The sequence below is a fragment of the Niveibacterium umoris genome, from assembly GCF_014197015.1.
Classification (GTDB): domain Bacteria; phylum Pseudomonadota; class Gammaproteobacteria; order Burkholderiales; family Rhodocyclaceae; genus Niveibacterium; species Niveibacterium umoris.
Window position 1 is genome coordinate 2,396,162 of the sequence record NZ_JACIET010000001.1, and the last position, 20,426, is coordinate 2,416,587.

13 protein-coding genes are annotated in these 20,426 nt (G+C 63.2%); 7 read left to right on the forward strand and 6 right to left on the reverse strand.

The window, feature by feature from the left end; translation table 11 throughout:
• Positions 1-34: 34 nt before the first annotated feature.
• Complete coding sequence (locus GGR36_RS10820; RefSeq protein WP_183634603.1) at positions 35-925, reverse strand: pirin family protein; 891 nt, start codon at positions 923-925, stop codon at positions 35-37.
• Between the two features lie 44 nt (positions 926-969).
• A complete protein-coding gene (locus GGR36_RS10825) occupies positions 970-1,566 on the reverse strand; it encodes an FMN-dependent NADH-azoreductase (protein ID WP_183634604.1) in 597 nt (198 codons plus the stop codon).
• Between the two features lie 279 nt (positions 1,567-1,845).
• Here GGR36_RS10825 and GGR36_RS10830 point away from each other — a divergent pair, with 279 nt between their 5' ends.
• Together GGR36_RS10830 and GGR36_RS10835 are read left to right on the forward strand one after the other, a co-directional pair.
• Positions 1,846-2,583 (forward strand): transporter substrate-binding domain-containing protein, encoded by a 738-nt coding sequence (locus GGR36_RS10830; RefSeq protein WP_183634605.1) that lies wholly within the window; start codon positions 1,846-1,848, stop codon positions 2,581-2,583.
• A 158-nt stretch (positions 2,584-2,741) separates the two neighbouring features.
• Complete coding sequence (locus GGR36_RS10835) at positions 2,742-3,674, forward strand: LysR family transcriptional regulator (RefSeq protein ID WP_183634606.1); 933 nt, start codon at positions 2,742-2,744, stop codon at positions 3,672-3,674.
• An 80-nt stretch (positions 3,675-3,754) separates the two neighbouring features.
• On the opposite strand, the gene GGR36_RS10840 is transcribed toward GGR36_RS10835, so the two are convergent.
• Entirely contained in the window at positions 3,755-5,545 is a 1,791-nt protein-coding gene (locus GGR36_RS10840) for an alpha-amylase family glycosyl hydrolase (RefSeq protein ID WP_183634607.1), read from the reverse strand.
• A gap of 182 nt (positions 5,546-5,727) precedes the next feature.
• Here GGR36_RS10840 and GGR36_RS10845 point away from each other — a divergent pair, with 182 nt between their 5' ends.
• The 3 genes from GGR36_RS10845 to GGR36_RS10855 all read left to right on the forward strand — a co-directional run bounded on the left by GGR36_RS10845 (position 5,728) and on the right by GGR36_RS10855 (position 9,383).
• The gene (locus tag GGR36_RS10845; RefSeq protein WP_183634980.1) at positions 5,728-6,888 is read left to right on the forward strand and encodes a UbiH/UbiF family hydroxylase; all 1,161 of its coding nucleotides are present in this window, start codon (positions 5,728-5,730) and stop codon (positions 6,886-6,888) included.
• 15 nt (positions 6,889-6,903) lie between these two features.
• Positions 6,904-7,629, forward strand: a complete 726-nt coding sequence (locus GGR36_RS10850) for a DsbC family protein (protein WP_183634608.1) — start codon at positions 6,904-6,906, stop codon at positions 7,627-7,629.
• Between the two features lie 110 nt (positions 7,630-7,739).
• Positions 7,740-9,383: a sensor histidine kinase gene (locus GGR36_RS10855; protein WP_183634609.1), complete on the forward strand. Its 1,644-nt coding sequence runs from the start codon at positions 7,740-7,742 to the stop codon at positions 9,381-9,383.
• Positions 9,384-10,319: 936 nt separating this feature from the next.
• Here GGR36_RS10855 and GGR36_RS10860 read toward each other — a convergent pair.
• Entirely contained in the window at positions 10,320-13,754 is a 3,435-nt protein-coding gene (locus GGR36_RS10860; RefSeq protein ID WP_183634610.1) for a hypothetical protein, read from the reverse strand.
• A gap of 389 nt (positions 13,755-14,143) precedes the next feature.
• Between GGR36_RS10860 and GGR36_RS10865 the strand changes: the two genes are divergently transcribed.
• A complete protein-coding gene (locus GGR36_RS10865) occupies positions 14,144-15,013 on the forward strand; it encodes a hypothetical protein (RefSeq protein WP_183634611.1) in 870 nt (289 codons plus the stop codon).
• Positions 15,014-15,076: 63 nt separating this feature from the next.
• On the opposite strand, the gene GGR36_RS10870 is transcribed toward GGR36_RS10865, so the two are convergent.
• Positions 15,077-15,892: a sugar phosphate isomerase/epimerase family protein gene (locus GGR36_RS10870; RefSeq protein ID WP_207064244.1), complete on the reverse strand. Its 816-nt coding sequence runs from the start codon at positions 15,890-15,892 to the stop codon at positions 15,077-15,079.
• A 128-nt stretch (positions 15,893-16,020) separates the two neighbouring features.
• The gene (locus GGR36_RS10875; protein WP_338086660.1) at positions 16,021-17,685 is read right to left on the reverse strand and encodes a methyl-accepting chemotaxis protein; all 1,665 of its coding nucleotides are present in this window, start codon (positions 17,683-17,685) and stop codon (positions 16,021-16,023) included.
• Between the two features lie 494 nt (positions 17,686-18,179).
• On the opposite strand from GGR36_RS10875, the gene GGR36_RS10880 reads away from it, so the two are divergent.
• Positions 18,180-20,414: a diguanylate cyclase domain-containing protein gene (locus GGR36_RS10880; protein WP_338086679.1), complete on the forward strand. Its 2,235-nt coding sequence runs from the start codon at positions 18,180-18,182 to the stop codon at positions 20,412-20,414.
• Positions 20,415-20,426: the final 12 nt, after the last annotated feature.

Sequence of the window (20,426 nt, forward strand, 5' to 3'; positions counted from 1 at the left end):
CTTGCTACGGCAGCGGCGCCTTGCAAGGTGTGGCCTATCCCTTGAGCGTTCCCGCCATCGCCTCGAAGCGTCCATCGCGAAACTCTGCCAAGGTGGCTTCGATTTCGTCACGCGTATTCATGACGAAGGGGCCGTATTGCACGATCGGCTCGCCGAGTGGCCTTCCGGCCACCAGGATCAGTCGCGCATCGCGGCACGCCTGCACGACCACGCCATCGCTATCGGGCTCGTTGGTCAGGATCGCCATGCGCCGTTCCGCAATGCCTTCCTGTTGCGCCCCCAGCGCAACTTCGCCGCGATAGACGTACGCAAATGCGTTGTGCCCCGGCGGCAACGCCTGTTCGAAACGGGCACCAGCCGGCAGCTGGACATCCAGATAAAGCGGCTCGGTATCAGGCCGCTGCATCGCACCGGCAACACCATGACTCGCCCCCGCGATCACCCGCACCCGAGCCCCGCTGTCGGTGACGAACTCCGGTACGTCGGCTGCCGGGATATCGCGATACCAGGGCGCCGCCATCTTCGTCGCCGCGGGCAAGTTCAGCCAGAGCTGGAAGCCTTCCATACGCCCCGCTTCCTGCTCCGGCATTTCGGAGTGGATGACGCCGCGGGCCGCGCTCATCCACTGCACGCCACCGTCCTCGATCAGCCCTTCGTTGCCGGCGCTATCGCGGTGTCGCATACGACCTGCGAGCATGTAGGTCACCGTCTCGAACCCCCGGTGCGGATGCGGCGGAAAACCTGCGATGTAGTCGGATGCCGAATCGCTACCGAAGGCGTCGAGCATCAGGAAGGGATCGAGCCGGCGCTGCAGCGGCTGGGTAAGCACGCGGGTGAGTTTGACGCCGGCGCCGTCGGAGGTCGCCATGCCGGCGACCTGCCGCTCTACCTTGCGTGATCGGGTGACTTGCCAGGTGGATTCCATTTCATGCCCTTTCGGTTACTGCGAGCGTCTTCACGTTCCGGCGATCAGACGAGCGCCGCGATTTCACCTTCCGCCTGTTCGAATGCGTTCGCGATGGCTTCGGCACCCATCGCCAAGCCTTCAGCGTAGACGGTTCGGACATCGGTCATGCCGAGAAAGCCCAACACCGTGCGCAGGTAAGGCACAAGCGTATCCATCGGCGTATCGCGGTAGCGGCCGCCGCGCGTGAGCGCGAGATACACCGTCTTGCCGGTCAGCAGCCCTTGCGGCCCGTTTTCGGTGTAGCGGAAGGTGACGCGGGCGCGCGAAATCGCGTCGATCCAGTTCTTCAGCTGGGCCGGAACACCGAGGTTGTACATCGGCACACCGAGTACCAGCACATCCGCCGCCAGCACTTCGGCAATCAGCGCATCATCGATCGCAACGCGAGCCGCCTGGGCCGGAGTGCGCGCCGCCTCGGGCGTAAAGAGCGCGCCGAGCGCCGCCTCATCCAGCGTTTGAAGCGGCTGCAGCGCGAGGTCGCGGACCACGCGATTCGCGTCTGGGCGTTGCGCGAGCAGGCGCTCGGCGATCAGATTGGCAAGTCGGGTCGATTCGGACCCTTGGGTCTTGGCGCTGGAATTGATCTGCAGGATGTTCATGGTGTTCTCCGTCGGTAAGGCCGCGCGATGCGGCATTCGATGGATGAAGTCTATTTGCGCGCCAGAAGCACCAGAAGCCATCATTTCTCACAACACTATTCCACCAATGCAACAATTGGCGGATGATTCCACGCATGGACGCAAGCCAGCCCCAAGCGACTCAAGCCTTTCACGCAGCGCGCCGATACTCAGTCACGGACGCCGCCTCCGGGCAACTCACAGTAGCCCGGACGGCGATGCGTCGCCCGAACACCCTCAAGCCGCTCGGAGAACGAATCGATGAAAACACGTCTTGCACTCTTGGCCGCAGCATCCCTGTGGTCGTTTGCCGCTCAGGCCGACACGCTTGTCGTTGGTGTCGAGGACATCAATTACTACCCGTTCTACAAAACCGAAAACGGCAACTACGCCGGTTTTGCGCGCGAATTGCTTGATGCCTTTGCCGCCAAGTACAAGCACACGATCACCTACAAGCCGATGGATATTCCGAGCCTGTTCAACGCCCTGCTGGACGGCAAGGACATTGACGCCAAGTTCCCCGACAACGCCCACTGGAACAAGGAAAAGCGCACCGGCAAGACCATCACCTATAGCGCTCCGGTGGTGAACGTCACCGAAGGCCTCATGGTTCCGCCTGATGCCGTCGGCAAGGGGATGGATGCGGTCAAGAAAGTCGGCACGGTACGTGGCTTCACCCCCTGGCCGCTGCAGGACGCGATCAAGAGCAAGGCGATTACGATGACCGAGGCCAACTCCTTTTCGACCCTGGTGAAGATGGGCACGATCAAGCAGGTCGACGCGATCTACATCAGCCCGACAATCGGCAATTACCAACTGACGGAAGTCTTCAAGTCGCCCGGCCTTCTGAAGTACGACAAATCGCTGCCCAACACCCAGTCCGGGTATTCGCTCTCATCGACCAAGAACCCTGCGCTGGTGGCGCAATTCGACGAGTTCCTGAAGCAGGAAAAAGACCTCGTCGCCAAGCTGCGGGCCAAGTACGCGATCACCGAGTAGCACCGCCCAACGCGGTCTGCCCACGCGCAGCATGACCCGCAGCGGCAGACCGCTCCGCAGTTGTCGCGAAGCCGGCATGTACGTCGTGGCTGCGTGCCACAGGCTGCGGCGATTGATCCACGCGAAAACAGGTGTCCGACACCGAGAAAACAGGCTTGATGCTCCCAGACGCCAATGACCTCCTGCTGTTCGCGCGCGTCGCCGAATGTGGCAGTTTCAGCCGTGCCGCCGAACGCGTCGGCTTGCCGAAATCAACGGTGTCGCGGCGGATTTCAGCGCTCGAAACGCTGCTCGGCGAACGCGTGCTGACGCGCACGACGCGCCGCCTCGCTCTGACCGATTTCGGCATGGACTTGCTCGACCATGCACGCCGTCTAGCCGAGGAAGTCGACGCGGCCGGCGCCATGGCGGAGCATCGACAGAGCGAGCCGAGCGGGCGACTGCGAGTATCGATGCCGGCCGATTTCGCCGCCCTGCTGCTCGACGAAACGCTGGTTGCGTTCGCGGCGCGCTTTCCGGCCATCGCGCTGGATCTTGATCTTTCACCCCGGCGGGTTGATCTGATCGGCGAGAACTTCGACCTCGCGATCCGTATGGGCGACTTGCCGAGCGACGCAACGCTGGTGGCGCGCCGCGTCATCGATGTTCGGCCGGCACTCTTCGCGGCCCCGGCCTACATCGCACGCATGGGCACCCCGGATAATCCGTCAGCCCTCGCGCAGCATCAGGCCGTCCGCCTGTTGATGCAGAGCGGCGACGCCGCCCGTTGGACGCTGGAGCGCGGCGCCGAGCGCTGGGAGGGCGAGCCGCCCGGCCAGATCGCCGCCAACTCGATGGGGCTGCTGATCGGTCTGGCCGTCAAGGGCGCCGGCATTGCGTTGCTCTCCCAGCAATTCGTTGCCGGTCATGTGGCGCGGGGCGAGTTGGTACGCGTACTCCCCGAATGGGCGCCGCCGCCGATCACCGCCTGGACGGTGATGCCAAGCAGGCGCCTGACACCCGCAAAGACCCGCGCCTTCCTTCAAGCTATCGATGACACCCTTGCGCGCTTGCCGCCTTGCGAGCCGGGTGCTTCATCGCGCTGTCTTTAGCGCGTCCGGCAAAGCAAACGCCCTGCCGAAGCAGGGCGCTTGCACCGGGGTTCGGCCGCACGGGCCGAGAGCGAAGATGACTACTTGATCGCCTTGAGCACGAGCACCTGCTGCGTGCCCATGTGCAACTCCAGCCCCGGCTTTTCGCCTTTCTTGACCTTCTTCGGCTGCACGTCGAGCTTGCCGTCGAGCGGGAAAAGCGGCTGCCATTGCTCCGGCTTGAAATCGGCCGGCAGATCCAGCTTGCCTTCCCGGTAGGCGTAATTCATCAGCACCAGCAACTTGGTGCCTTCGTACTCGCGCTCGAAAGCGAAGATCTGCTCATCCTGCCCCGAGATCGGCTTGAAGCTGCCGATCGAGAGCGCCGGCTCGCTGTTGCGCAGGCCGATCATCGCGCGATACCAGTTCAGCAGCGAATTCGGATCCTTCTGCTCGGCAGCGACGTTGTTGGTCTTCCAGTTCTGCACAACCGCGCGGAAGGCCGAATCCGAATCGGTGAAGCCGCCCAGCGGCTTGTCGCCATCCCAGGCCATCGGGCCGCGGATCTTCTGGTCGTCGTGGTAGCTCTGCTCCGAGAGACCCAGCCCGATTTCTTCGCCATAGTAGATGAAGGGCATGCCAGGCAAGGTCAGTAGCGTCGCCGCCGCCATCTTGTAGCTCTTGACGTCGCCATTGAACTGGCGCCACGGCCGCGCGCCGGCAAACCAGTCGTGGTTGGACAGGATCGTTCCCATGCGCGCGACCGGGAAGGTCTGCAGCGTGTAGAGCAGATCCGGCATCACGCGGCCCATCTTCACGCTATGCACGATGTGCTTCTGCAGGCCGAAAGCGAACGCGCTGCCGCAGGATGTCGCTTGCGCGAAGGGCACCGGATCGCTGGGCGCCTCGCACACCATGTAGCGCTTGCCGTACTGGTCGAGCAGCTTGCGCACATCGTTCATCAGCACATGATTTTCCGGCTGGTTGTCCCAGGCAATGGAACTGTTCTCGAACAGCACGCCGACCGCATCGAAGCGGAAGCCATCCACCCCGCGATTAAGCCAGAAGCGCAGGTTGTTCATGTGGAAGTCGACGACGTCAGGCTTGCGCAGGTTGAAGTCCGGCATGCCGGCGTCGAAGGCGGCGTAATACCAGGAATCGCCCATCTCGCGCCACGGATCGCCGGAGAAGGTGGTCCAACCTTCCGGATGCTTGTCGGCCCACACATACCAGTCGCGATACGGCGACTTGCGCTTGCCGGCGCTGTCGAAGAGCTTGTGGTCTGCGGAGCTGTGGTTCATCACATAGTCGACGATGATGCCGATGCCACGTTTATGTGCTTCGGCGATCAGCTCGTCGAAGTCGGCCAGGGTGCCGTAGTCAGGCTCGATCTGGCGGTAGTTCTCGACCGCGTAACCGTGGTCGTGGTCGCTGCTCTGGAACACCGGCATCAGCCAGATGCCATGAATGCCAAGCGATTGCAGGTAATCGAGGCGTTGCGTGAGGCCCTTGATGTCGCCGATGCCGTCTCCGTTGCTGTCCTGGTAGGCGCGCACCAGGATCTCGGTGAAGACACCGCGCTTGTACCAGTCCGGGGCCAGGCCACTGTCGACCGGCGCAAACGGCACCGGCCCGACATCCGAGAAACCTGGGACGGTCGGCGGCACCGGGATGCCGGTCGCGGGCTTCGCCGCTGCCGGCGCGGGCGCTGGCGCAGCTGGAGCTGGGGTGACCGGGGCTGCGGCGGCCGGCGCATTCTTGGCCTTTTGCTTCGCCAACTGCTCTTCGAGCGCCTTGAGTTCCGGCGTGGTCTGCGCAAACGCGGGCCACGCGGCAAAGCCGCTGAGCGCGAGGCAGGAAACCAGAATCCGACGCTTGAGCTCACTTCTCATGCTTGATCACCCCTCATAAAAGACGTTTTGGCGCCCATAAGGCGCACCATCAGATTCTAGGATGGGAAGGGCCGGAGCCACCCGACCGATTTTGCTGTTTGTCTCAAATCCAGCCGAGCTTTCGACACTTCTCAGGCTCGGGCAGAATGGCGAGCTTTGCACACATTCCGCTGGTCGCACGCATGGAACTGGACATACTGATCGTTGGCGCCGGCCTCGCCGGGGGCAGCCTCGCCTGCGCACTCGCCGCCAGTCCGCTGCGCATCGGCATGCTCGAAACCCGCGCGCCGCGACGCCCGGAGGGCTGGGATGCCCGCGTTTATGCGGTCAGCCCGACCAACGTCGAATTCCTCAACCGCATCCGTGCCTGGCCCCATCTGGACCACGACCGGATCGGTCGTGTCGAGCAGATGCAGGTGTTTGGCGATGACGGCGGCGAACTGGGTTTCTCGGCCTACGACGCCGGCCTGGACGCGCTGGCGTGGATCCTCGAAGCCTCCCCGCTCGCCTGCGAGTTGTGGGAGACCCTGCGTCGCCAGCCGAACCTGACCCTGCTGTGCCCGGCCCGGCCGGCCGCGCTGAGTATCGAAGCAGATGCCGCAACCGTGACGCTCGAAGACGGCAGGCAGATCCGCGCACGACTCATCGTCGCCGCCGATGGCGCCGATTCCTGGGTGCGCGCGGCGGCACAGCTTGCGGTGCACACGACGGCCTATGGCGAACTCGGGGTGGTGGCGAACTTCGGCTGCGAGTTGCCGCACCGCGATACGGCATTCCAATGGTTTCGGGACGATGGAATCCTCGCGTGGCTGCCGCTGCCCGAGAACCGAATTTCGATCGTGTGGTCAACGCCGGAGGCGCACGCGCGCGATCTTCTTGCGATGCCCGGCGAAGCGTTCTGCGAAAAGGTGGCTGCTGCCGGCAAGCACCGCCTCGGCAAGCTGACCCTGCTGACACCGCCCGCAGGATTCCCGCTCAGGCTGATGCAAGTGCCGCAGGTGGTGGCGCCGCGGGTCGCGCTGATCGGCGACGCGGCGCACGCCATTCACCCGCTTTCGGGCCATGGCATCAACCTGGGTTTCCAGGATGCGCGCGTGCTTGCCGACCTGCTGTGTGCGCTGCCCTCGCATCGCGATTGCGGAGAGCTTGTAACGCTGCGTCGCTATGCCCGGGCGCGAAACGAGGAAGTCCGACTGATGCAGGGTGTGACGCACGCATTGAACCGGCTCTTCCGCCCCCGTAACCCCTTGCTCGTTGCCTTGCGCAATCGAGGCATGCAACTGACCGATCACATCCCCTTGGTACGCAGCGCACTGGTGCGCTATGCCGCAGGCCTGATCTAACCACTGGAGTCTTTGATGAAGTTTGCCCTCTCGGCCGTGGCCCTCGCCGCCGCCTTCTGCTCGACCGCGTACGCGGGCGAAGCTGAGATCCGCAAGGCGGTCGCCGAATTCGTTGGACAGGAGGCGGTGCTGTCGATCACCCGCACCAATTACGGCGGCCTTTACGAGGTGGTCATGGATTCCGGCGAGCTGGTCTACACCGACGATCAGGGCTCGTTCATCCTCGACGGCCAGTTGATTGACCTGAAACGCAAGGTGAACGTCACATCCGAACGCCAGGCCGCGCTCAACAAGGTCAACATCGGCGATCTGCCGCTCGACCAGGCGATCAAGACGGTGCGCGGTAACGGCAAGCGCACGCTGGTGACGTTTGAAGATCCGAACTGCGGCTACTGCAAGAAATTCGTCAGCGAAGCCCAGCAGCTCAAGGATGTGACGATCTACACCTTCCTCTACCCCATCCTCTCGCCGGACTCGACCGAAAAATCGAAGGCGATCTGGTGTGCCAAGGATCGCGCAGTGACCTGGCGCGACTGGATGATCGACGGAAAACTCGCCAAAGGCGCGGAGTGTTCGACGCCGATCGACAAGAATGTTGCGCTGGGCCGCAAGCTCCGCATCAACGGTACGCCAACGATGTTCCTCGCGGACGGCTCGCGCGTCGGCGGCTTCCTGCCGCTCCCGAAGCTGGAAGAAGCCATCGCTCAGGCCGAGAAGAACAAGCCGGCGCGTTCGAAATAATCGCCACGACGCGGCGCGCTTGATTTGCGCGCCTCAAGAATCCGCCCGCGCGACCGTAGTCAGGGAACACACTGCCTCAAAGCCAGCTTGTTCCCTGATCAGGATTCCCGATGGGTGTATCCCCGGAAGATCCCTCGTCTCGCCAACACACAGCACCTCGCCGGGTGCGCTGGTGGCGCTCGTCGGGTGTGCGGCTGACGCTGGCTTGCCTTGGAATCCTGCTGGCCTTCGCGACCGCACTGGCGGTCAACTCCACACGGCTGATCCAGGCAGCACTCGATCGCGACTTGCGCCAGCAAACCGCGCAGATGTCACGCCTGATCAACCTGACCATCGCTCCCTACGCGGGCGAAGGCCGCCTCGACCTGCTGCAGGACTATTTGCGGGAGCTCCTCGCAGAAGGCGACGAGGGGGCGGGACTCACCTACCTTGTGGTGCTTGGCCCAAGCGGCGATCGCATCATTGGCGCAGGCAATACGCCGCCCGGCGCGCTACCGGAAGCATCGGGCGACGTGCGTCGCGCGGTCAAACTAGGGATCCTGCATGTCCGTCAGCCGCTGTTGCTGCCGGCGAACGAAATCGGGACATTGCAATACGGACTCAGCCTCGGCGGCTTCAGGCGCCTGGTTAACGGATTGCTGCATGACGGCGCCCTGATTCTTGCCATCAGCTTCCTCCTCGCGTCGGTTTTTTTCTGGCTCACCGGTTTCCGGCTCTCACGCCGGCTTGGCAGCCTCGTGCGCGCCGCGCAAGGGATTGCTGATGGTCACTTCGAACGTCGAGTCGGCGTCCGCGGCCACGATGAATACGCGGAACTTGCCGCCGCCTTCAACACGATGGCCACCGCAGTGGGCGACCGCATCACGGCGCTCGAGGCGTCACAGCGCGAAGTCCGCGAACTGAACGAGACCCTGGAACAACGCGTCGAGCGGCGCACACAAGAACTCGCCGAACGCAACAGCCTGCTGCAGGAAACCGTGGAAACGCTGAATCACACGCGCCAGCGACTGATCCGCACCGAGAAACTCGCCGGGCTAGGCAAGGTGGTCGTCGGCGTTGCCCACGAACTCAACACCCCTATCGGCAACGCCACGGTGATTGCGTCTGCGCTGGAAGACCGCACCGTGCGCCTGCGCAGCGGACTCGAGCACGGCATCAAACGCTCGCAACTCGCCGAATACCTGGACACCGCGGCGCAAAGCGCACGGCAACTGGTCGGGAACCTCGAGCGCGCGGCCAATCTCGTGGTGCGATTCCGTGACACCGCGGCAGACCGTCAGCAGGCGGAGCGTCGCAGCTTCGACGCAGAGGATTTGCTGCGGGATGTCGCGGTGCTGGCGCGAATCCGCGCAGAGCGGAATGACGTTCACACCGAGGTTCGCGCAGCCGGCCCGATCATCGTGGACAGTTATCCCGCGCTGTGGGAGAAGATGTTGCTGCACTGCCTTGCAAACTGCTACCAGCATGCATTCGCGCAAGACAGGCCCGGCACCATCCAGATAAACGCGGATGCAGACGCACTCCGCCTGACAATCCAGATTCGCGACGACGGCGTCGGCATTTCGGAAGAAAACCTCGAACGCGTCTTCGATCCGTTCTTCACCACCGCACTCGGACAAGGCGGCAGCGGCCTCGGCCTGCACGCGGTCTACAACATCGTAACTGGCGCGCTGGGCGGCGATATCGCCCTTGCCAGCGATCCGGGCAAGGGCACCTGCATCACGATCGAATTGCCCCGGGTCACGCCCGAGTAACTGCTACTCGATCAAGCGTAGCCAGTCGCGTCAAACGCTTCGTCAGCGTCAGCAAAATCGCGCCGACTCTGCAGAACGACGGTTTCCGGCTCCGAGTCCGTCCAGGCTTCAGAAGAAAAAGCGGGCGCCTGATCAGCGGGACGTTCATCCGTACGATGAACCATTTGACGATAGAAGAAAGCAGCTGCACCAAAGGGCATGATTGACCACCAGAAACAACATTAGAAATCACTGCATTGGTGCGCAGTCTATGACCCGATTCCTTTGCCGCTCATGACGATGATCAACTGGCCCCTGTCTGGTGCATCTTCATGCACCAGACAAGGACGCTGGAATTTCCATTCGTATAGCGTCCCGCCCTCTTGGTTTTCGTCTTTTGCACCTTCATTGGCACGGTTGCGCCTTTGGTAGGGCACGCCGACATTGGTTTGTTCCAATAAAGGCAAGGCGCAAACAGTCCCAGAGCATCCGTGCGGGCTTCCGCGCCATAGCTCTATCTGGCCGATCGGGTTGCGCCGCCCGATTGAACCCGCTTGCGCCTCGCCTCGGCCATTACCTGTCGTTGAGGGCTTTGCCGAATTGATCCGCCTTGGTTCGTGCAAGATGGCCGGTTTGTGGCGACCAACTTCGATCTTTGAGGACCTCCACCGAGGAGCGAACCTGTATCAGAGAGCAGCAGGTCTGCACCAGCGCAGCCCGATAGCGTTTCGAGATTCGGATTCGCCCGGAGCGCTTGCTTTGCCCGGCTAGCAATCTCCATGGCACGCCTCGGGCTTCACAGAGCAACTACGCATCCGCGTCCATCGCGCCCTTGGCGGTTCTTTAGCGGATGGCTACGCACGTCGGCGACTGGGCTTGAGCCGTCAAACGTGACGGGGTGGTCGCGTCGATCGTGATCGTCCGCCACGCCCATTCGCCCGAGACACGCAAACCGCGTCAAGCGCTCGCCGGAACGCCCTCAAAGAGCAACCCGCCGGGGATCGTGCACACCACGCTGGCCACCTCGCCCCGCCGCCAGAAGATGCTCTGGGATGCTTCGCGAGAAAGGGAGTCTCCCGCCATGCGCACCCGTGCTCCCGATGCTTCGACGACGGTGATCTCGACCGGGCCTGCGGATGGGGTGCCAAGGCGGAACACGAACGGCACCTGCGCAAGCGTGAACGCGAGTTCCCCAGCAGCGAGGGGCAGGTTCTGCTGGCAACCACGCACGTCGAGGTAACTGAAGCTGCGCTCTGTCGCGTTGAACTCCGCCGCCATCAGCAGTCGCGGAACGATTCTGATCTGCCCCTCGCGAACCAGCACACCCAGTTCGCCGAAACGCGCGATGACCTCCTCCTTGACTTGCCCGGTCATCCCCGGCTGTTGCGCGCCGCTATGCCCCGGCGTGTGCGAGTAAGGGTCGCACGGGAAGGCGCCGTATTCCGCCGGCGTCTTGTTGAACCCGAGTCCTTCACGAACACGGTAGTAGTGCTCGCCAAGGCGTCGGATGACGGCACCTGCCTCGCCGCGCTCGACCGCAGCGAAGAAGCATTCCTGCACGCCCAGCAGGAGCTTGGAGACCATGTGCCAGTAAATGCAGCCCAAGCCCTCGAAGCCGAACATGGTTCCGGAGCGCCCGGTGAAGCGGTGATGCTGGAATACCTCTTCATACAGGGCGAGGGTCTGTGCATGCGTTTCGGGCGTGTATTCGCCATATTCCCGGCCACGCCGTTCAAGGACCGGGGCGAGCTCACCGGCATTGGCGAACGTGGCCGCGAAACGGAACGCGCCGGTGCGATCCGGCTCGATGATCGAGACGTCCCCCCTGGCCGCCATTGCTCGCAACAGCGCGATCTGGGCGACCCGCGCAGCCGGCACCTGGTTCTTGGCCAGAAAACCGGGGAGTTGTCTGTCCGGGTAGAGCATGAAGCTCCGCTGATCTTCGCGATAGATTGCAGACGCGAACAGCACATCGAGCAGGTCCGCTGACTCGCTAGCCGTCAGCGCACCGGACGAGAGCACGGCAACCTGCCCCTCCAGCATCGGATAGAGGTGATCTACCCGAACACCGTCCTGTCCGGAGATCATCAGGTTGTAGGCGTGGTACAGGCCATCGCCCTGCCGGTTCTGCGCAATCGAGCCGTCGAGTACCGGACATGCCGCCTTCAGGCTACGCAGAATGTCGGCGCCGGCCACCATGCGGAAGGCACCTGTCCGCGGCTGCGCATAGACCCGCTCGCGGTAGTGCGCGGCGGCACGACCAAGGGCCTCGAACAGGCGGGTGCGTCCGGCGTCGCCGCGCATACTGTCCGGCCCGAACTGCTCGAAGGCCGCACGTGTATCCCGCAGCCAATCCTCAAGTTCGGCGCTCAGCACGAAGGCGCCCGGTGTCGTCTCAAACAGGCGGATCAGGAAGTCGACATACCGCCGCGCGTGGTAGAGCGTGACCATCGACAGACCGGCGCCAACCAGGGCGTTGTTGGCGTCGTTCCATTCGGGGCGCTGGGTGTTGAGCCAGATGCCGCCGCCCGGCACCAGATTGCCGAGTTTCGCGAGCAGTGGCACCAGGAGTTTCTCCGCCAGCGTGACCAGACGGACCTCGCCGCTCTCGTCCAGTACGAGCCGCCCGTCGCTCCCAAGCGCACTGCACCGTTGCGAAATCAGCGCCTCGTCAGCGGTGGAGAAACTCACCGTGTGCTTCGGGTCGGCCAGCAGCGCATCGAAACCGGCAATCCGGTAGGGCACGTTGGCATAACTGAAGACCGGGTCGGTCAGCAAGGCCCGCAGCGCCGCGGGGTCGTGGCGATCGCACAGTTCGAGCAAGCGCAGCAGGTAAATGAGCTGGTGATCGCCCCAGTACCCGATATTGGCCCACGGGTCTTCCGGATCCTCGACCTCCCAGTCAACGCCGTCTTCCGAGATCCGGTAGGGGTTGTAGCCGTCCAGGGTTGAGGCATTGACGAACTTGGCGATAACGCCGGTGACAAAGCCGGGAAAGGACAGCAGGAGCGCCTCCCAGTTCTGGAAGATGTCGCGCCAGTTGCCCTGGTAGGCGCGGCTCAGGCGACCATCGGCATTGCGCCCACGAATGGTGAAGTGGTTCCACGGGCGGCTCGGATCCCCATGTCGCCGCCCGAAGACCAGTGGCAGATACTCCATCGCGAGACGGCGCAATTGCGGATCGCCACGCCCACCGATCGCTTGAGCCAGCTGCGGAAGCGTCATGCTCGCAGGCAGGGCGAGCATCCAGTCGGCGTGCCGCGCCCAGACCACGCGATTGCGCAAACGCAGGTTTTGGAGGTAATCGTCGCGATCGATCCGGTAGTGGTCGTCGAACACGCCGCCGCGCATCACATTGAACAAGGTGTTCGCGACATGGTGGCAAGCGATCCGCTCGTCGGCGACCGCCTGGAAGGCGTCGGATGAAGCCAGAAGCCGACGTAGCGCCGCTTCATCGGCCTCTTGTGCGGCGTCAAGCTTGGCGGCGAGAGCGACCGGCGCATGCAAGGCGGCGCAGCGTTCGACGACCTCACGCTGGGTCAGCGGTGAATCAAGAACAATGCGCCATTGCCGCGACGCATCCGCCGCCACCGTCAACCGGGTATGCAGCAGGAAGGCCCCAGCCACACCGCGGCGCAGCGGCACCGGCCCTTTGCTGGTCCGATTGCGCAGCGCATCGAAGTCGCTCGCGGCGAGGTAGATCGCGGCCCCTTCAAGACCCACCGCATATACAGCGGTGGCACGCAAGGATTCTGCCGGCTCGGCGCGATCGCTGATGCGTGCGTACAAGGAATACGTCGCGAGGCCGCTCGGGTCGCGCTCGCTCCACTTGTAGGCGTCGATCAGGTTGCTCGCGCGGCTTTGCAGCGCACGCGGGGTATCCGCCGGCAGCAGGTTCAGTACACCATCGACCAGTTCCAGATCTACGGCCTGCCCAAGCGATGACAGGTCGGATTCGCGCACGATGCCGAACGCCCCGGCGCTGGTCCAGGTGTAGCTGAAGCGCAGGCCCAGGTCGTGGTTGGTCTCGCAGAACATGATGCGCATGCCCAGCTCGTCCTTGAGCAGGCTGCGCTCCAGACGGTAGCGCCCGCGCTGCTCGAGGTTGAATGGCTCCCACTCACGGGCTGCATCGCCTTCACCGACACGAATCCAGGTGCGGCTGCCGGTGTGCAGGCCGCTGCGGTGCAGGACATCGGAGGTGTTGTAGGGGAACAGCGCCTGCTCTGGGGCGCTGCGCCCGGCTGTGAGGCCGCCATGCGACGAGATGAACAGCCACAGGTCGCTCGCCGACACCATGGTCATGAAGAAGGGCGGCATTTCGTCGTAGCCGCGAATTTCGTAGTAACGCCGACCGTTCAGGGTGACAAAACTGCCGCTTGAGGTACTCATGTTTGCTCTGATTGCCAGAAATGAAGTCGCGAGCCACACAAGCGTTGGCCACCAGCAGCCCTCGCGAGGAAAAGCTCGAAAATGAAAGCGCTTCCATCAGACCAGAGATTAAGCTCCTAGCAAATGATCCGTCTTGCTGAAACGGCGGCATCACACGCAAATCCAGTAATCCTTTGCCACAATGCCGTCAAAGAGTGGTCTGCAAGCGTCGGTGAGGCCCGATGATCGTGAGATGACGACCGACCGGAACGATGCCTACAATACGAAAGCGCTTTCATTTCTGTCTGCTCGCCCTCTGAGTGATGTCGGAAACACGCCCGGCATGATCGATCGGCACCCAACCGGCCAGCGATGCAGGCGCTAACCCCTACTCCTTTGAACAAACAAAGATGCCCCTGCCATCTGGTAACGCAAACCCAAGCATCCAGGCCGCCGACGAACCGTGCTGGCTCGTCGCTGATGATCTGGCCCTCGGCGTCGACATCGCAAAGGGCGGCCGGATCGTGTCGTTCTCCCGCAGCGGACAAGAAGTACTGACCCCTGCATCGGTGCATCCGGAGAATTACGGTTCCACCCTGTGGGACTCGCCTCAGACGACATGGAACTGGCCACCACGCGCGGCGCTCGACAACCAGCCGTATGCCGCCCGTACCGAAGGCGAGACCCTGCTGCTGGAGAGTGGCAACGACCCATGTGGTCTGCAGTTCATCAAACGTTTCCGGCCCAACCCGGCCGCCCGGCGGATCGAGATCGAATACCGCATCGTCAACCGGGGCAACACGCCCATGCACGTTGCCCCCTGGGAAGTCACACGCACACCCGGCGGGTTGAGTTTCTTCCCCTTCCAGTCTGCCCGCGGCCTGCCACCCAACGACCTGCATCCGGCGATCAAACAGGACGGCATCTGCTGGTACCCCTTCGCGCCAGCAGTGCTGGAAAAAGGTCGCAAGTTATTCGAGCTGGGCCGCGAAGGCTGGCTGGCCCATGTCGCCAGCCAATCGCGCATGCTGTTCGTCAAGACCTTTCCCGTGACGCCCTTCGCTTCGCTGGCACCCGGGCAGGGAGCCGTCGAGCTTTGGGGTCATGACGAAGCGCTGTACATCGAGCTGGAGAACCACGGGCCGTATGTAGAACTGGACGTCGGACAAAGCCTGTCGTACCCCGTCTGCTGGTACCTCGAGCCGCTCCCGCCCGGCCTGCGACTGGGCGTAGGCGAACCCGGACTGGTGGCGTTGGCGCGCGCAATCGCGTCACGCTGAAGTAGCCGCGGACGGCGCGCATCGCCATCCCGGCTCAACAACGTGTGCGGAATGGCCAGGCGCTCAAACAGCGAAGCCCTGCCTCTTCAGATAACCGATGCTGCGGCGCGCAGACTCGATCGGGTCGGCCGCCATGTCGTGCTCGACGAAGGCATGGAGAGCGCCCGCCGCTCGGCACAACGGAACCAGCGTCGGCCAACTGATGAGGCCGGCGCCAACGTCTGCAACATCAACGTGAAAAGCCTCGCTTGCCTGGTTGGCAGGCATCGGCAGGTCCCACTGGGGCAGGCGGGTCAGATCCTTCAGGTGTACCGAAGAAATCCGGCCCGCATAGCGCCGCAGAAAACCCCCCGGGGCGGCGCCCGCGGCGACACACCAGCCCACATCCAGCTGCATGCTCACCAGAGCAGGATCAGTCATCGACAACAGGATGTCGCAGGGCCGCTGACGTGTTCCCGGGATACGCCCGAACTCCGCAAGATGGTTGTGAAAGGCGAACGACAAACCCGCCGCCCTGCACACTTCGCCCGCGCGATTCAGGCGCTGCGCGACTTCTTCCCAGTAGCGCCGCTCAAGCGCCCTCCGGGTGTCGATACGAGCGACCACCAGTTGCTGCACACCAAGCCTGTGAGCCTCCTCGACGGTGTCGGCCCATCGCCTGTCCAGCGCATCGAAAGGTACGTGCGCCGACACCGCAGAGAGCCCCGTGTCGCGCAACACTGATTGTATTTGCAGCGCGGAATGACCATGGAACCCTGCGAACTCGACGGCGCGATAGCCCATCCCGGCAACCGTTTCGAGCGTTCGCTCGAAATCGCTCGCCAACTGCGCGCGCAGTGTCCACAGTTGCAGACCGATGATCGGCGAGGGCGCGCTCATCGCCGGATCGGGCGAGCGCACCATCGCCTTGGCCCATCCGCAGCGGCGATGGCTCCGGCGGGGCGAATCAGCACGCGGCCCACTGCGCAGATGCTTGCGCGAACTTGCACGCGGCGCCGCAACGGTAATTACCGCACGAGAACGAAACGACCGACCGACTGCTCAAGCGCCCGCGCCAGCTCGGCCAGCCCTCTTGCCTGGTCAGCGGTCGAAACCACCGTCTGCTCGTTCTGCTCGGCAACCGCGGCGATCTGCGCGACATCCGCACCCACCGCGGCAGAGGAGACATGCTGCGCTTCGGTCGCAGCACGAATGCCGGAAACACCGCTCGCGGCCGCCTCTACCGATGCGGTCGCATCGAAAAGCACCTCCCGAACACCATTCACATACGCGTGACTGCTCGACAGGGCAGCGAGCCCCCGTGCAACCGAGGCATCCACGACGTCCGACTGCGCAGAGAGCGTTTCCGTCATCGCGTTGATCTCTGCGGCGGCCCGGCGTGACTTCTCAGCAAGCTTGCGGACTTCATCGGCGACCACGGCAAAACCACGCCCCTGTTCGCCAGCTCGCGCTGCCTCGATCGCGGCATTGAGCGCAAGCAGGTTGGTCTGTTCGGCAAGCTCACGCACGGTCACCGTCGTCTGGCTGATGGCGTGGGTACTCTCGACGAAAGTCCGGACCGAGTCCGCAATGGCATTCATCGCGGCGTCCGCTGCGGTCACCTCACCCACGAGCGCATCAACCTGACCATTGCCTTCGCGTGTCTTGAGCAACGCCTGGTCCGAAATCTCGCTTACCGATTCCGACGACGCCAGCATCCCTTGCAGCGAGAAGAGCATCTGCGAAACGCGCTCACTTGTGGCCGTCGCAATGCAGTTCTGCGCAGACGATGCCCTCGCGACACTCTCGGTGGAAACCGAAAGCGCGCGTGCCGCCACCGCGACCTGCTCAGCACTGTCTCGCACACAGGACACCGTGCCCGAGAGATTGCCGCGCATGCGTTCCAGCGCGGCCAAGAGGTCACCGGTTTCATCGGTGCCTTTCGTTGCGATCGGGGTGTCCAGCTGGCCGCCGGCAATCCGTTCCGCATGCTGTATGGCATTCCGCAGTGGGGTAACAATCCGGCTCGCCAGCAACGCGGCGCATGCCAACCCCGTCGCGGCGGTCAGCAGGCCCACCACGCCCATCAACAGCCCCGCTCGTCGCGAGACACGGTCAGCTTCCAGGGTCGCGGCAGAAGCGCCCTGCTCGCCCAGCGTGGCGAAACGTGCCAGTGCGGCAGCCGCCAGATCGTAGCGTCGCTGTGCCTCGCCCTTCAGAAGATCTCGGGCCGTTTCCGGGTCGTTCTGCTCGACAAGGACCATGGCCTTTTCATGTTCCGCGACAAACGCCACCCAGTGACCCGCAAAATCATCGAGCGCCTTGCGTTGTTCATCGGTGCGCGCAAATGCACGCGCAGCCTCCTGTCGAAGCGCCATACGCCGGGTAGTGTCGCGCAGGCTCGCCGCAAGGCGCTTGCGCTCCGGTGCGTCGTCCGCGAGCACGTACTGCAGTTCGGCCGCGCGGAACTGGGCCGCGTCGCCTCCCAGCGCGCCGAGTTGCTTCACGCCCGGCAACCAGACGTTTGCGAGTTCCGCGGTGGCCGCATTGACCGTCGCGATCTGTCTGCTTGCAAACACGCCGAGCACAACGAAGCCGACAACCATCATGGCAATCGCGGCCATGATCTTTCCTCTCAGCCTGATGTGCTCGAACCTTGCCAAGCCGACCCCTGGTGAACGCCCCGCAAACACGTGTTCTCTCCTCTCGCGCCGAATGTCGGCATGGTTATCGCCTCCCCCATTCGCATGAAAGGGAGCCTTGCCCTGTATACGGCTTCAGGCACCGCGCGGCACATGATCGAGATTGCTGACTTGCGTGCCGATGATCTTGCGCCGTCGGCCTTCAGGGACATGCCAGCGCATACTCTTTTCTGGGGCGGTGCAGCCGCGCGGACGAAGAGACCAAATGCGAGCAGCCGGTGCGGTTACAACCGCACCGTGCGGCGCAGGCCTTCACCTCGAAACGCGTAGTGCCGAACGTCTGAGCGAACCGACAACAGAGCACCCTGGTGACCAGGTGCAAGTTGAAGCACCCTCCACGCCTATACTTCTGCGCGATTCGGTATGCGCCCCAAACCGGTTGCTTGCATCGGACACAATTGCAGAGAAACAAGGTGAATCGCTCACTGCGCAAACCCCGCATCGGGATATTGATCAACGAGATCGACGGTTTCTTCAATGTCCCGGTGATCGCCGGGTTTCGTGCCAAGGCGGAAGAGCACGGCCTCAAGCTCCTGTTCTTGCCCGTGCGAATCATCGATGCGGAATCCGCCTTCGAGCGCCAGTACAACCAGCTTCTGAACTTCGCCGATACCCCGCACATCGACGGTCTGGTGTCGGTCACATCGTCCTTCATGTCGGCAGGCAGCCATGACGCAACCCTCGCGGCGCTGGCGCGGTGTGCGCATATCCCGATGGTCAGCATCGGGTTGCGATTACCTTGGGCGCCGACGATCGTGCCCGATAACGCTACCGGCTTCCGCGCGCTCATCAACCATCTGATAGCAGACCACGGCTACAACCGGATCGCGTTCATGCGGGGGCGAGAGAGCAACCCGGACGCCATCGCGCGATTTGAGGTATTCCAGGAATGCATGCACGCGGCAGGCTTGGCGATTGACGAGAGCCTCGTTGTCGACGGGCAGTTCGATCACTACCACGGACGCATCGCAATGGAGACCCTGCTTGAGCGCCGCATCCCCTTCGATGCCCTGGTGGCGGCCAACGACGAAATGGCGCTTGCCTCCATGTCCGTGGCCGCAGAACGCGGCTTGCGCATCCCAGAAGACTTGGCCGTCGTCGGGTTTGACGACCTGCTCTCACTTCACCACAGCGGCCCGCCCTTGAGCACCGTGCGCCAGCCGATGCAGGAGCAGGCGGAACTGGCGATAGAGGTTCTGCTGGCCCGTCTGCGAGGCGAAACGGTGAGTGAAACCTACACGGTTCCGACGCGCTTGGTTCTTCGCCAGACATGCGGCTGCCTTGGCGAGCGCAGCGCCCCGGCCGGAACATCGACCCTGGCGGTGTCGCGCGATGGCGAGACTGTCCCGATCGCCGACCTGTTGAACGCAGCCGCAGTGCAGGACGAACAACGATCGGCCTATCGCAACCACCTCGCCCGCCTGAACGCGACGCTCTTTGAAGACGACGCCAAAGCCTTCGAAGATTGCGTCAGTGAAGTCGCGGCGAACTGTCTGACGCAGTACGGCGATTTGAGCCCGTTGCAAGCGCTGCTGTTCGTGATGCACCGACGCCTGTTTGAGGAAGGCACGCTGTCGCGGCAGGAACTGCAACGCTTCGGGGAACGCCTGCAACACGGGCAGATACTGATTTCCAATGCCTATGCGCTCGATCAGGTGCGGATCACCTTCGCCTCGAAATTCTCGGACACCCAGTTCATCGGCCAGTTGCGCGCGCGCGTATCCAGCTTTGAACTCGAACAAACGCTGAATCTGATTGAAGGTGCGATTGCGCGTCTGGGATTGCGCAGTTGCCATGTCGGCCTGTATGACTCGCCAGTGTCATTCGGAGATATCCGCCATAGCGAACCGCCCGCGAGTGCCCACCTGATCTTCTCGGTCGTGGATGGTGCCCGCCAGAACTCGGGCAGCGCCCCATCGTTCCCGGCTACACACCTGGTGCCGGGCGAGTTGTTTCACGGCAGCGATTTCGAGGTGATGGGCCTGTTTCCGGTGTGTCAGCTCAATCACCACTTCGGTTATCTAGCCTTGGACATCACTTCGCCTCCGACCACACGGCTGGAGACCATCATTGAAGAGATATCCGCGACCTTGTGCGGTGCCTTGGTCGCAGCTGAGCTGGCGCGCGCGCGGGACCTGCTGCGCAACGATCTGGAAAACGCCTCGTTGAACAACAGGCGGCTCGCCGATCTTGCCGAACGCGACGAACTGACCGGGCTTTACAATCGCCGCGGTTTCTTCAACCAAGCCCGGTCCGTCATGACTTCAGACGAGGGGCGACCACTCATTGTCTTCTTCGCCGACCTCGACCGATTGAAGTACATCAACGACACCTTCGGCCACAAGGAAGGTGATTTCGCGATCCGCATGGCGGCACAGATTCTGGCCAAGGCATTTCGAACGGGCGACATCGTCAGCCGAATGGGCGGCGACGAGTTCGTCATCCTCGGGGTTGAGTGCCCGACGTTTGCAATGGAAAGAATCCGCAACCGCATCTACAAGATGTTCGACACCTTCAACGCATGCAGTGGCAAGCCCTATCCATTGGGATGCAGCATCGGTTTCTACGAAATACCCGAGAACGCGGCGACGCTGCTGGAAACCGTCATCAGCCAGGCCGACGCTTACCTCTACGAGGAAAAGGCTCGCCGCAAGGCGCTACGGGGCGCCGAAGCAGGCGAAACGCGCACGACAGATCGACGACACCCGCCGCACAGGTGAGTCCAGCGCCAC